Source organism: Bradyrhizobium sp. AC87j1, from assembly GCF_002936975.1.
GTDB classification, from domain to species: Bacteria; Pseudomonadota; Alphaproteobacteria; order Rhizobiales; family Xanthobacteraceae; genus Bradyrhizobium; species Bradyrhizobium shewense.
This window is the reverse complement of the sequence record NZ_PTFE01000032.1, coordinates 65,511-78,519: the sequence shown is the minus strand read 5'-3', so window position 1 is coordinate 78,519 and position 13,009 is coordinate 65,511. Positions and strand designations below refer to the sequence as shown.

Annotated in this window: 17 protein-coding genes; all 17 read right to left on the bottom strand. The window is 65.1% G+C overall.

Going from position 1 to position 13,009, the window contains the following annotated elements; genetic code table 11:
* Nucleotides 1-1,831 (bottom strand): hypothetical protein (locus CV770_RS18570; protein WP_104463327.1); only part of this gene is annotated, 1,831 nt, incomplete at its 3' end.
* The gene (locus CV770_RS18565) at nt 1,831-2,643 is read right to left on the bottom strand and encodes a hypothetical protein (RefSeq protein ID WP_104463326.1); all 813 of its coding nucleotides are present in this window, start codon (nt 2,641-2,643) and stop codon (nt 1,831-1,833) included. The genes CV770_RS18565 and CV770_RS18570, both read right to left, overlap by 1 nt.
* Nucleotides 2,643-4,655, bottom strand: coding sequence for a hypothetical protein (locus CV770_RS18560; RefSeq protein WP_104463325.1), 2,013 nt, complete (start codon nt 4,653-4,655; stop codon nt 2,643-2,645). Before CV770_RS18560 ends, CV770_RS18565 begins: the two co-directional genes overlap by 1 nt.
* Nucleotides 4,656-4,886 carry a hypothetical protein gene (locus CV770_RS18555; RefSeq protein WP_104463324.1) on the bottom strand — a complete coding sequence of 77 codons (231 nt, stop codon included), beginning with the start codon at nt 4,884-4,886 and terminating at the stop codon, nt 4,656-4,658.
* Nucleotides 4,887-4,981: 95 nt separating this feature from the next.
* Nucleotides 4,982-5,344, bottom strand: coding sequence for a hypothetical protein (locus CV770_RS18550; protein WP_104463323.1), 363 nt, complete (start codon nt 5,342-5,344; stop codon nt 4,982-4,984).
* A 14-nt stretch (nt 5,345-5,358) separates the two neighbouring features.
* Nucleotides 5,359-5,793: a phage tail tube protein gene (locus tag CV770_RS18545; protein WP_104463322.1), complete on the bottom strand. Its 435-nt coding sequence runs from the start codon at nt 5,791-5,793 to the stop codon at nt 5,359-5,361.
* Nucleotides 5,794-5,872: 79 nt separating this feature from the next.
* Nucleotides 5,873-6,286, bottom strand: coding sequence for a hypothetical protein (locus CV770_RS18540; protein ID WP_104463321.1), 414 nt, complete (start codon nt 6,284-6,286; stop codon nt 5,873-5,875).
* Between the two features lie 44 nt (nt 6,287-6,330).
* A complete protein-coding gene (locus tag CV770_RS18535) occupies nt 6,331-6,792 on the bottom strand; it encodes a hypothetical protein (RefSeq protein WP_104463320.1) in 462 nt (153 codons plus the stop codon).
* Nucleotides 6,792-7,562 (bottom strand): hypothetical protein, encoded by a 771-nt coding sequence (locus CV770_RS18530; protein WP_104463319.1) that lies wholly within the window; start codon nt 7,560-7,562, stop codon nt 6,792-6,794. Before CV770_RS18530 ends, CV770_RS18535 begins: the two co-directional genes overlap by 1 nt.
* Nucleotides 7,562-7,888 carry a head-tail joining protein gene (locus CV770_RS18525; protein ID WP_146101308.1) on the bottom strand — a complete coding sequence of 109 codons (327 nt, stop codon included), beginning with the start codon at nt 7,886-7,888 and terminating at the stop codon, nt 7,562-7,564. Before CV770_RS18525 ends, CV770_RS18530 begins: the two co-directional genes overlap by 1 nt.
* Before the next feature lie 7 nt (nt 7,889-7,895).
* Nucleotides 7,896-8,105, bottom strand: coding sequence for a hypothetical protein (locus CV770_RS18520; protein WP_104463317.1), 210 nt, complete (start codon nt 8,103-8,105; stop codon nt 7,896-7,898).
* Between the two features lie 75 nt (nt 8,106-8,180).
* Entirely contained in the window at nt 8,181-9,152 is a 972-nt protein-coding gene (locus CV770_RS18515) for a major capsid protein (protein ID WP_104463316.1), read from the bottom strand.
* A 62-nt stretch (nt 9,153-9,214) separates the two neighbouring features.
* Nucleotides 9,215-9,589 (bottom strand): capsid cement protein, encoded by a 375-nt coding sequence (locus CV770_RS18510; protein WP_104463315.1) that lies wholly within the window; start codon nt 9,587-9,589, stop codon nt 9,215-9,217.
* A 55-nt stretch (nt 9,590-9,644) separates the two neighbouring features.
* On the bottom strand, nt 9,645-10,196 hold the full coding sequence (locus CV770_RS18505) for a hypothetical protein (RefSeq protein ID WP_104463314.1): 552 nt from the start codon (nt 10,194-10,196) through the stop codon (nt 9,645-9,647).
* Between the two features lie 28 nt (nt 10,197-10,224).
* Nucleotides 10,225-11,148, bottom strand: a complete 924-nt coding sequence (locus CV770_RS18500; RefSeq protein ID WP_104463313.1) for a S49 family peptidase — start codon at nt 11,146-11,148, stop codon at nt 10,225-10,227.
* Nucleotides 11,145-12,770, bottom strand: coding sequence for a phage portal protein (locus CV770_RS18495; RefSeq protein ID WP_104463312.1), 1,626 nt, complete (start codon nt 12,768-12,770; stop codon nt 11,145-11,147). Before CV770_RS18495 ends, CV770_RS18500 begins: the two co-directional genes overlap by 4 nt.
* Nucleotides 12,767-13,009 carry a DUF6148 family protein gene (locus tag CV770_RS18490; RefSeq protein WP_104463311.1) on the bottom strand — a complete coding sequence of 81 codons (243 nt, stop codon included), beginning with the start codon at nt 13,007-13,009 and terminating at the stop codon, nt 12,767-12,769. Before CV770_RS18490 ends, CV770_RS18495 begins: the two co-directional genes overlap by 4 nt.

The following is a 13,009-nucleotide window of genomic DNA, read 5'->3' as shown; positions in this document are numbered from 1 at the left end:
CGCCAGTGCCGCCCATACCCTGCACCGAGCCGTTCAGGACGATATTGATCGTAACGCCAACCGGCCAAGAACCGACATTGAAGGCCGGCAGTGCCGTCGACGTCGATCCGATGATGACGCCCGCATTGATCGTGGCAGTGACGACGTCTCCAGCCTGCGGCGCAGGATAGATCGAATCGTGCGCGCCCCTCAGATTGACGTTGAAGGTGCTGGCATCGAAGACGATCTGCCGGTTCGAAAGGTCCTGGTCAGGCGCGCTCCACAGCATCTCCTCTGCCTCGACCGTGAACCTATCCGGCCCTGGGTTCACGCGCGTCGTCTGGATCGGGATGTCGCTCTGAGCCCCCGTTGCATCCTGCACGCAAAGGGATTCGACGCGGTAGCCCTGGCCTAGCTCGACATCGGTCATGGCGTAACGCGCGGTCGCGAAGGTCACGCGGCGCGGTGGGTCCCGAAAGCGGCCGATGAGGATCTTGCCGAGCCGATCGGCAACGGTCCTGCCGGCTTCAGGAATCCACCGCGAATAGATGACCCTGATCGCAGGCGACCCATAATCCGCCTCCGCATTCGCGTCGATTGTGAGAGAGGTGGATCGGTAATTGTCGAGGTTCGAAAGCGGCTTGGTCGGATCCTTCTGGCCGAAATAGACCTGCACGCGCGACAGCCTCTGATCGGGCTGTTCTTTAAGCGTCAACGACTTCTCAAGCGTATTGTCCGGCGTGAAGGTGTTCGCATCGGTGAGAACGCCGTGCAGAACCTTCAGCCGGAGTTTCTGCGCCAAATTGTCGTCCCAGATGGCGAGCCCCGCCTGCTCGGCCAATTCCGACAGCAGCGTGGCGACGGAAGTCGGCTCGCAAACATTCGCAGTATAGACCGTGCCGAGATAGGCGGCGGTTTCCGATTGCCACTCCGCCAGGTTGATATAGCTCGCCGGCACGCCGGCGTAGTTCACCAAGAGGTCATAAGCGATGTTGGCGACATCCATCCCCGAATACCGGAGCACCCGCTGGACTCGATCCTGGGCCTTGTGCGTCGTCGCCGTGGTGCCGAGCTGCCCCCGAACCACTGTCAGCGAATTGCCGGCCCGCGACGTGAACTGCACGATCTCGTTGCCGCCGATGCAGAGATAGTCGCTTCCACCGAGCGGATATTCGGCATTGCCGATTCCGGATGGAAGTATTGCGATCGAGGTCGCGGTGGCCGTGATGTCGGCCGCCAGGAAACCGTTCGACAGCGCAGGCGCCTGCGCCCGATCGCCATCGGCAAACTTCAGCATGTCCTTTGCGATGATCGTGTACTGGCCGTCCGGCGTCGGACCGTCGAAGCTGTCGACGAAGAAATAGCGCGTCTCCATCTCGGCAAGATTTTGCCCGACGACGCCGCTGATCCAACGCAGGCTGCGGCCGCGCAAGAACGGCTGGCGAGCGCGGAACTTGCCCCAATAAGTTCCCTGCGAATAGGGATCATAGGCGCGCTCGGCCCGGTACTTGTCGTAACCGTGCCCCGTGTCGGAGTGCGGATGGTCGCGAAACGTGATCGTCAGCGACGCACGCTGTCCGAGATTCCTGCCGAGCGAGACCGTCGCCGGCGTGAACTCGACGGACAGGATCGAGGGAATGCAATCGATCTCGCGCGGCAGGTAATCGGCCGGCTTGGCAAAGCGCAACGCCACCTCAGATTCAGTGAAGTGCGCGCGGTCCTGGCACGTCTTGATCGAGTTGAAGCACTTTGCATTGCCCGTCGTCGGGATCGATGCCGTGCACGGTGCGACACCATAAGTGAGCGAGCAGAACGGAATGTCGATCTCGATAAAGGTCAAGGATTGCGTCATCAGACTATCCCGCCCACCTTGAGATCGAACGCGATGCGGTTCGATGGCCCTGTCGGCACCGGCATCGGGTCCTCGATTGTCCAGCAATAGCCGATCTCATATGGATAGCTTTCCGGCCGCCAGCCGAAGAAGAAAGGCGTCTCGGCCGCCACCGCGAGGAATTCATCCCCACCATGGTCGCGATACCAGGCCGGCGACAGCAGCGAGAGCGGAATGACCGTCTCGCGCCAGGCCCCCAGCACGATGCGCCCCAAAAACTTGCCGCTTTCGCTGCGGCCGTTCTGGACGTTGTGGCGGCGCGCCTGCGTCAACGGCGTATGACCCACATAGATCTTCCGCTCGAGCACCAGCAGCTTGCCAACGTAGAGAACGGCTGCCCGCGGCAATTGACCGTTGATCGCATTGAGCACCAACGTCAGTCCCGCGAGCGATTGCGCCCTAAAGCGGAACATCACGGGACTGTCATCACGAAGCAGCACCTCCTCGACCAACGTGTTGCCGAGAGAGTCCAGGATGCTGAACGGAATCTGCTCACTGCCGAAATTGTGTCCGGCGATGCCGACATAATCGAGCTTGTCGATATAGCCGGTCGTCACGTTCACGTACTGCAGACCGCTCGCGTCCGCGCGCCAGTCTAAGTGAGTTGCCGGATTGGCGAGGTTTGCGGCCGGAAAAGCCGGGTCGGCACTGTTCGCAATCACACCGCTCGGCGTCACGACGTTGTGCCATCCGATCACGGGATGGTCGAGCGTGACCGGAAACTCCGGCGTGGCATCGGTCAGAACGAAGTTTTGCGAGATGACAAGGGACATCAGGCCGACTTCACATTGAGGACGTAGCCATCAGCAAGCATGCCGTTCAGCCCGTCGATGGTTTCACGAAGCCATTCGCGCGTGGCGCCGGCGCCCATTACCAGGGTCACCGGCGTCGGCGAGCCGCCGCCGCGACGGCGATCGGCGCCGCCCTCGTCCGGCCGCCAGATATCGACCTGCTCGCCGGGCGAGGCCATGATCGGCACGAACTGCGAGTCCAGCCCGCCGCTGCCGCCGACCGTAAACGAACCGCCGGTCTTGAAGCCGGTCGGTACGCTCTGGCTCTTGATGCTGGCGACCAGGCGCGCACCCTGTGCCAGCACCGCGGCCATGGCGGCGAGGTTCGCCGGGAACGGCAGCTCGAGCGCCTTTGCGGCGCCCGTAAACATCGAAATGGTCGCCTGGATGGCGCCGAACACCTGCGCCGCCTTGGCCATGCCGGCGCTTTCCTTGCCGAATGCGCCGGCGATCGTAGCGAAGCTGCCAGCGATCGAGGCGCCGGCCTGCCCCCATGTCGTCTGCGCCGCCTCTGCAACCTGCTTCTGCCGCTCGCTGTAAGTCTCGAGAGTGATGACGCCGGCCTGGTACAGCTGGTTAAGCTGCGTCATCTGCGTCTCGAATTGCTGCGTGGGATTTAGCGCCATCACCGTCGCCTGTGCGCCCGCCACCTTCATCGCCGCCATGGCGGCAGCGTCGCCGGCCGCCTCGATCTTGGCGCGCAAGGCCTCCGTGACGATAACGTTCTGCGACTTCGCAATCGCGTCGGCCTGCATGACGATCTTGAGCTTTTCCTGCTCGCCGATGGTCTTTCCGATCGCGCCCGCCTCGGCCAGATGCCCGGCGGTCGCCTTGGCCTGCGCGGCCAGGAACTTCTCCACGGCATTGGTTGAGGTATCGGCCGCACTGACGATAGGCGCGGCCGTGAGCGCCCACGTCTTGCCGTACTCCATCACTTCGCGGTTGAGCTGCTTGACGCCGAGCGTCTGGCTTTCCCAGGAGAACACGGGAATGTCCGACCAGAGCGTCGACACCGTCTGCTTCAAACCCGAGAAGGCTTCGCCGGTCTGGGCGGCTCCCGCCTTCATCTTGTCGAAGGCCGCCGAGACCTCGCCAGATGCGAGCAGACCGAATGCGGCCTTCAGGTTGGAGGCGGTCGCGAAGATCTGCTGCCACGTCGTGATCAGCGTCACGCCAACCGTTACCAGCGCCTTCATGGTGTTGGAGAGCGCATCGCCGACCGAATTCCAGAGCTCTGTATTCTTGCGCGTCTCTAACATCACCTCCGACAGCTGCTCGAACGAAGGCAGCATCTTCGCAGTCACCGTCATCACGATGCCCTGCTTGATGGAGTCCATCCGCTTCAAATTGTCGTTGAACGCCTCCGCGGCCATGGTGGTCTTTTTGTCGAGCACCAGGCCGAACTTCGCCGCCTCGTCGCCGGCTTGCTCGAGGCCATCCCTGCCCTGGTTGAGCAGCGGGATCAGTGCAGCGCCCGACTTGCCGAACAGTTGGATGGCGAGGTTCGTCTTTTCCGCACCATCCTTGTAGAACGCGAATTTATCGGCGACGTCTTTCAACACCTCCGACGAGTCACGCAGCGTGCCGTCGTTGTTCCTGACGGACACGCCCATGGCATTGAACGCGTTTGCCGCCGGGCTGGCGCCCTCGGTCGCCGCTGCCACCATCGCCTTGGACAGCTTGCCCATGGACTTGCCGAGCGCCTCGGTCGAGACGTCGGAGAGATCCGCAGCATATTTAAGCTTGGATAGCTCCTCGGTCGACAGCCCGGTCGACTGCGACATCTTGTTGAGCTGGTCGGCCGCCTCGATCGCGGAATGCACTTGCGACGTGACCGCGACCGCGGCCGCGGTGGCCGCCGCTGCCGCGGCCGCGAAGCCGAGCGCAAGCTTGCTGCCAAAGCCGGCCAGCTTGCTCTGCGACTCCGCCAGGCTCTTGTCGAGGCCCGAGGTATCGCCGCCGAGAATAACGCGGAGTTGTCCGATCACCGACATCTAGGAAGCATCCTGCTTCGCCACGACCTGCCCACCCAACGCCTGCGTGAGCAGCTTTGCGACGGCCTTCATGTCCTGCCAGCTCTGCCGCTTGCGCTGTTCTCGCGGCATGCGGGCCTGCAGCCGCCGTAGCGCCGGCGGCTTCTTGCTTCGGCGCAGCGCCTCGGCGGTCCACACCGACCAGGCACGCTCGTTATGTTCGCGGATCAGCCGCCGCTGGTGGCCCGACATGACCACGACGATCTGGCGCGGGGTCTTGCGCCAGAACGCATCGTCATCGAGGCCGAGCGAGATCCACTGCTCGAGAAGGCCGAGCCAGTCCCAATCTACTGGGTCTGACCCGGCTCCGGAGGGATCGCCGGCGCCGCCTCGGTCAAGGTGCCGAACGCGCCATTGAAGGCGCGCACGACCAGGCTGCAAGCCTCAACCGGATCGACTCTGGAGAAGTGCCGACCAACGTCCTTCAGCTCGAGGTCCGGATACAAATCGAGCAGCCCGGCCCAGAACATGGTGCGGATCACGCCGAGCCCGAACTTCTCGGGATCTCGCATGTCCGCCTCGATCGCGCCCATCTTCTTGCCGAGCTGCTCCTCGAGACGGAACAGCGCCTCGGCAGAAAACGAGAGCTTGCGGCTTTCGCCATCCGATCCGACGAATGACACCTCGCCCTTTAGTGGATTGCCTCCCATGACCGACGCTCCCGCTAGACTTGGACCAGGATCGGCTTGCCGGTCACCTTGAAGGTGACCGCGGCCGCCATCTTGTCGTCGAGCGGCGAGTCGGGCTCGTAGCCGGTCAGGATCGCGGCAAACGTGAAGTAAGAACCATCCGGGAAGATGATCTTGCGGTTCTTCACCGCGGAGCGGCCCTGCGCATCCAGCTCGGCCATTAGGCTTGCCGCCTCGACGCTATCAGGGACGAAATTCATGTCGAACGACACCTCGCCGCCGTCCTTGAGACCCGCGATGAACTCGCGCCAGGCCTCCGGCGACAGCTCATGCGTGGCGTCGACCGTATCGCGCGAGAGCGACGGCGGCGTGATGCCGGTCACCTCGGCAAAGGTCGCGAACACTTCCGGCGTAGCGCCGTTGCCGGACTGGAATAGTGTGCTCCAGCCAAGCGTTGCATCGGTAGACATGCGGCAAATCTCCTATTGATGCCTTCAAGAGCCGCGCCCGGACGGGCGCGGCAAAGTGGAGCTGACAGCGACTAGATTGTTAGCCAGGGACACCCGACATGGTCGGGTTGAACGCAAGCACCGTGGTCGACTTGGCGACGCCGATCGGCGTGAAATATTCGCCAGTGCCGACGTCTGCCAGCGGGCAGATGCCGCCCGGCGTATCCGACAGATAGTAGGTCACGCCCGCGGCGAACACCGCGTTCATGGTGATGTCGCTGCCAGGCCGGGCGATCTGAAGCGGCTGCCCGGCCGCCGCGCCGTTGAGCGCCACGCCGCGCACCACACGGGCCGCCGCCGTTGGCGCATTGGAATCGGATTTGAAGTACTGGCCAGAGGTCGCGTCACGATAGACCAGCTGACCGGCGGTGATAGCTTCGCCGGCAGCGCCCTGCTCGGTGCGCGCGCCGGTATTGGCGAGCACGGCAGATGCGGTAATCACAAGATCGACCATTGCAAGTCTCCTTTTGACAGTGTCAGTTTTGAGAAAGAGAACGACTAGACAGATGAGGCCGGCGCGCCTTCGGACGTGCGATAGGCCACGGCATACTCCAGCCGCACACCGCCGATGTGCCGCTCGCCGGCGGCCTCGGCGATCACCTCGGTCGAGACAAGCTTGATGTCCCTCGCAAGACCGTTAAGAAACGTGCCGAGCTGATCGGCGAGCCCCCACATGGCCGCCTCAACCTCGACGGCAATTTGATCGAGCACGTCATCCGGAGCGTCCGGCAGAGACACACGCCCATCGACATCGAGGATGACGACGCGGTCGAGCTTCGGTGGACGACCGCCTGCCCCGCGCACGGCGGTCTCGGAGCGGGTATAGACCAGCAGCGTGGGCTCGTGAGCGGGTCCGAGCGGTCGCGTGCGGCCGACATAGACGCGTGCGGCCGTGGTTGGCAGGCCGGTCAAAGCCTGGACGACCGCATTGCGGATCTGCCTGCGAACATGATCAGCCATCAGGCGGCCTTCGCCAGCTTGGAGAGCACGAATTTCTCGAAGCCAAGGCGCGCGTTGGCGACGAGCTTCTGATCGAACACGGCGGCCGCGCGCTCGTAGAACGGAAAGCGCTTCTGATAGCGCGGCGCCCGCACGAACATGATCACCGGCACCATCGCCTGCAGATCGGCGCGGTAATAGATCCCGGGCGCGACTTTGCGGTCGGCATTGCCCGGACCGCCCGGCCGCAGCACGAAGTAACGGCCGATGCCCTTTTTCTTTGCCCGCGCGCGCGACTTTTTGGTCTGGTTGGCCTGATAGCCGGCCTTTTGCTCTGCCGCGCCGAGCTGCGACAGAATCCGTTCGATGGTCGAACCGGAGATATTGCCGAAGGAGTCGAGCTTGACGCCGCTCCCGGGCACTGCAAATTCGTCCGCCTGCATCAGCCCGGCCCGGATCAGCCGCCGCTCGAATGCTTTGTGAACGCGCGCGCCGCCCTCAACCTGCGGCCCCAGATACCGCCAGGCCGGCACCGACCCAAAACCATCCTTGAAGTAGACCTCGGCGACCAGGTCCTGCTTGGTCGCAGGCTTGACGTAGAGCGCATTGAGCGTGAAGCGCGTCGGCCGGTCGAACACGCTTTGCATGGTCTCGATCTCGGCCGCCTTGATGTCCTTGGCCGTCTGCGTCAACGCATAGGCCGTGACGAAGGGCGCATCGCGCTCCGAGAGATTGCGGAGCGCGCGCCTGAGATCGTCGACCTCGACGCGGTAGTGCACGCCGACCGCCATCAGACCAGCGCCCCCAGCCGCAACAGCACCATGCCCTGGCCATCCGGCTCGATTGAGAGCACCTCGAACGCACCGACGCCGGCGACGGTCAGCTGATCGCCGGCATCGCTATCGGCGGCGCCAGGCAGATCGGCCTGCTGGCAGAGAAAGGTCGGCCTCGCATCAAGCGAGGCTGCCTCATTGAGCGCAGCGTCGATCGTTGGCCGATCGAAGATGCCGGCGACCGCCGTCGAACCGCCGCCGGCCGCGGGCGCATAGGTCGCCAGCGCGCCAAAATCAGCGGCGCTGACGAATACCGCACGGTCGGCAGCGGACTCGATCGGCACGGCGCGCTTACTCGGCGCCTTCGGCCGGGCCACCCGGGATGTCGGCTCGCAGCTCCCGGACCGCGCCGCATGCGACCAGGCCGTCCAGAACGTCGCCGCTGAGATCCACGAGGTCACCGGGCTCGAACGTCCTGGAGACGTTCTTACCTTCGACTATTTCGCCGTGCTGGATGTTGCCGGTCGCGACCATGTCGCCAAGTTTCGGACGCTTCGCCACGTCTGCTCTCCTGAATTTATGGGTTGAAATCACCGGCCCGCCGCAAGGGCGAGCCGGCCGCGTTCAAGATGCCGCTTAGGCGACCGCGTTCTGGAAGAAGTAGGCGGCGTCATTGGCCGCGATGACTTCCTTGACGGACTCGCCGACGCGAACGCGGGAGCCGCCGCGCAGGCCAACGCTCGCGTCCTGGCCGATGGTGCCGGCGATGCGCTCGCCCCACTGCGCGGTGAAGCCGAACGTCACCGTGCCGGTCGGCGAGACCACCTGCGGCGCGCGGTAGATGAAGGAGGCATGCTTGCCCCACAGGCGGGTCAGGGACGCGGCCTGGCCGGGCTTGGCAGAGTTGTACCAGGACGAGCCGACCAGGACCTCCTCGAGTTCGAACAGGTCAGCGACCGCCTGGCGCGCGACGGGCGTGCCGCCGCCGGTTGCATTGCCGCCGTTCGGATAGATCGCGGCCGTCACCTTCGGGTGCGTGCGCAGCTTCGACCAGGTCGCCTGCCCGAACACGGCAACGTTGGGCCGGATGACGCAGGCATCGAGCGCGGCGATGATGGCCTGCACCGGGTCCGAGTTGGTGTAGTCGGACCACTGGGTGGTGCCAGCCAGCGTCGCGCGCTGCGCAGCCGGATAGGTGCCGAGCGCGAACAGCGTCGAGGCGACGCGGTTCTCACGGTCCAGCGCGACCAGGTCAGTCAGCAGCTCGGTCGACCGCGCCTCCGGGTCGATCGGCATCACGCCTTGAATGGCCTGGGCAGCCTGCGCGTTGGCGATATCAGCCTGCGGGATACGGTCGTCGAGACCATAGTCGATCGTGGAGTCGGTCTGCTCGGTCGCCGACCAATCGATCTCGTTCGGCGCCGACTTGCGGCCCACGCGCGTGTCCGGAATGGTGAAGCCGTCCGCGATCGCATACTTCGACCACTTGAATGCCGAGGAGTCGACCGGGACGCGCGGCAGCACCAGGTCGGAGATGAACGCCTGGTTGCGATAGGCCAGCGTGATCGCCATGAGGCGCTGCTGGATGACGAAGGGAGCCTGAGACATTTAACCTGTTCTCCTTTGGAGAGGTGAGAGGACGAAAACGACGAAACGTGAAGGGCCGGCGATCAGCCCTGCAGCGAGCCGGGCGCGACCTTGACCGGGATGATGTCGCCGACAACGCCGGAGATCAGCGCCATCCCGATGATGCGAACGTTGCTGCCAGCGGCCGGCGCCGCGGTCACGCCCTGCCCGGTCGCGTCGGAAGTGAGCAGGTCGCCGCGCGCGACGGTGCCGCCGAGCTTGAGATCGGCGATGCCTTCGTGCACCACATCCGCCCGCTCGCCCGAGATCGCAGGAATCTCGGTGCTGATACCGATCAGCTTGTCGGTGGCGGCGGCGCCCTGCAGGATGCCGTAATCGTTGGCGCCGACCTTGACGATGGTGTTTGCCGAGATCGCACCCTCGGCGGTGTAGGACTTCGTGAGGCCGATATTGGCCATGGGGTTGCTCCTGAGAGGTTGGAATGCAGTTTCGGGAAGCCGACGCGACCCCGCGTCAGCCGTTTTTTTCGACGTGCGCGACAGCCTGCGCGACCGACAACTTCACGCCGAGCTTGGCCTGCTCGTCCTGGTACGCACGCGCACGCATAGCGAGCTGCTGCGCAGTCTCTTGCCGAGGCGCCTCGGTCTGCGCCGTCGCGGTGCTCGCGGGCGCCGCGGCAACCTTGCCAGTGGCGCCCTCAACGTCCTTGATCGCCTGCATCTGGCCTGCGCGAAGCTGCTTCTCGGCGCCGAGCAGGCGGCCGGCGGCCATATCGGCAGTCACGGCCGGATCGGCCTTCATCTCTGCGACCAGGGCCTCATGACCAGGCAGCGCCGCCGCCTCGATTGCGAGGATGCGGGTGCGCTCGGCGGTGGCGCCCTCGACGCGCAGCTGCGTGCAGAGATCGGGATAGGCCGCGGCGAGATCCGCAACCGAGGTGGCGGGTGCAGCGGCGGCAGTGGTCGCGCTCTGCGCCGGCAGCAGCGGCGGTACAGGCGGAGCCCGCAGGGCAGTCGTCGTCGCGGCGGCTGCGAGATGCACGGCCGCCAGTCCAGAACCACTCATGGTCTTCTCCTTGTGATGGCCGATTGGCCTAGTGAACGCTCTTCACGAATTCGGTGAAGGCGAATTGCGGATCGATGATCCCGTCGATGAGGCCTGCCCTTACGGCATCCTCGCCGTGATAGACCTGCGCCTCGGTCTCCATCGCCTTCGCGGCAGGAAGCCGCGAACCACGCGCAGCGCCAACCACGGCCGCAAACTGATCGCGCCGGCGATCGACACGCGCCTGCATGTCCGCGCGCACGGCGTCGTCGAGCGGCGCGGTCGGATTGCCGTCGGTCTTGTGCTTGCCGGACGAGATCAGGGTGACCTTGATGCCGTCCTGCTCCAGCTTCCGCGAGAGATCCGCATGCATAGTGACGACGCCAATCGAGCCGGCGGCGCCAGTCTCCGGCATCACGATCTGGCGCGCGGCGGACGCCATCAAATATCCTGCCGAGAGCGCGAAGTCGGTCAGGATCGCCAGCGTCGGCTTCTGGGCCGACAATTGCGAAATCATGGATGCGGTTTCAAACGCACCATTGACCTCGCCGCCGAAGCTATCGACTTCAAACACGACGGCTTTGATCTTTGGATCGCGGGTCGCGCGCGCGATTTGCGCTTGCAGCCCCTCATAGGAAGTTTCGCCCGACGACTGGCCGATGAACTTGCCCTTGTGCACAAGCGTGCCTTCGATGCCGATGATGCCGACGCCGTCGATGGTCTGCACCAGTTCGGCGCCGCGCCCCTTGCCCTCGAACACGCGGCCGATGGGATCGCCCACCTTCCCCATTGCATCGGACGGGCGGCCGTTCTCAAACGCCACGTGATTGACGGCGGAGATGCCTGGCAGCGACACCCCGCCGTCGACGATGCGTGCGCCAAACCCGATCAGGAAAGCCTGCAGCTTGCCGGGATCTACCATCAGCTCCGCGCCGAACACGCGGCTGGCGATGTGAGGCATCAAAAGCGTCATGGCGCGTTGCTCCGCTGGGGCTCGGTTTCATCGTCGGACGTGTCGTCAGTCTCGTCCGGATCTTCATCCACCCGGTCAGCCGACCCTGCTGGCGCCGTTGGCGCGGGCGCGCCGAGGCCGGCGGCCTTCCGCGCGGCCTGCTCTTTCCCGAGCTGCTCGTTCTTTTTGTCGAAATCGCCGCCGGTGCGCTCCATGCACACCTGCTCGCGGCTCTTGACCCCTGTCGCGATGTCGAGCGCGTCCGCTTGCGCCTCCTGATAGGGACTGAGGCTCTGGCGTTGCGGACCGATCCACTGCGCGCCGCACCAGGCAGCGCGGATGACGGGGTCGCTGAAAAAGCCGGGACGATTGAGGCGGCCGGAGGCGACCGCCTCCTCCATCATCCACTCATAAAGCGGCTGGCAGAAGCGACCCGCGAACCACGACCGGCGCCGGCGGAACGCTTGCCAGGCCATCTCCAGCGCGGCGCGCGACGCCGAATAGGAGGACGTGAAGCTCTTGAGCAGCAATTCGACGGGCAACTCGAGCGCCACGCCGACCTCGCGGCAGAACGCCTTCACGAACGCGTCGTAATTGGCGTTCGGGCGCTGCGGATTGAACGACGTGAAGGTCTCGCCAGGCCCCGTCGAGATGATCGCGCCGGCGCCGAGCTTGACCTCATTGTCGGCAAGCCCGGCATCCTTTTCGCCGACGATGGGGTCGCTGGCGTCATCATCGGCCGGCGCCTGGATCACGCCGGTGATGAAGGACGTGACGACCGCGGCATCGACCTCGGCAGTGCTGTAGGTCGAGAGCTGCTGCAGGTGCTCCACCACGACGGCGAGATAGGGAATGCCGCGCGACTGCTCCGGCCGCAAACGTTCATAGACGTGCAATACCGTCCTGACGCCGCCCTCGCTCCACGCCGGCACGCGTTCCCACTTCATGCCGGCGATGCGGCGCGCGCCCGGGTGCTTGTCCGAGACATGATAGGCCACGGGAACGCCGTCGGCGTTGAACTCGACTCCGCCGGACACCCGGTCGCTGTCTTGCGCCCACTTCGGATTGGAGACGCGATCCGCCTCGAGCAGTTGCACCTTGGTGCCGTAGACGTCGCCCGGGTCCTTCCGGTAGCGGCGCACGGCGAAGACGTCACCAGACTCCAGCGCCGAGCGCAGCGACAGCTGCTGCATCTCGTCCATGCATTGCACGCGCGTGAAGTCGGCTGTCGCGCAGAAGACGCCCCACTCGCGCTCCTGCTCTGCCTCGAAGGCGTCGGCTTGCTCCGGCGTGAGGCCCAGAGCCTTGCTGTCGATCGAGGCCTCAAGCTGGAGGCCGTCGCCGACGACACCGATCGCGGTGGTCGACACGGCACCGGCAGCCAGCGGCGCATTGCGACCGAGGTCGCGCGAGCGCCCGCGGAGCTGAGGCAGATCGAGCAGCGAATCCGTGTCCGCGCTGCCCTGACCCGGAAACCAGGCCTTCAGCGAGCGCCGGTCTCGGCGCCCGCCGTTGTATCCGAAGCGGCCGCCGCCCCCGAATGAGGCATCGAGCCGCGCCCGTGCGTGCATGCGCGCAAGGCCCGCCGCCGGCGAGAACGCCGACACGACGCGATCAATGAAACTCCGCCGAAAATCGCTCATCCGAAGGGCACCACATAGCGCGTGCGCCGGCGACCGCCCGACGCCGCCGGCGTCAAAGCCTTCACCCGCGCATCCCAAAATTCGATCTGCTGCCGGATCTCGGCCGCGTCGGCGCGCTCGAGCTTGCGGCGGCCGTTGCCGGTTTCGATCTCATAGCTCTGCGACCCGGCGACGGCTTCAGATGCCGCCAGCCAAGTCGCCAGCTGCGCCTGCGCCTGCGCGAGCGTGATGCCTGCCAT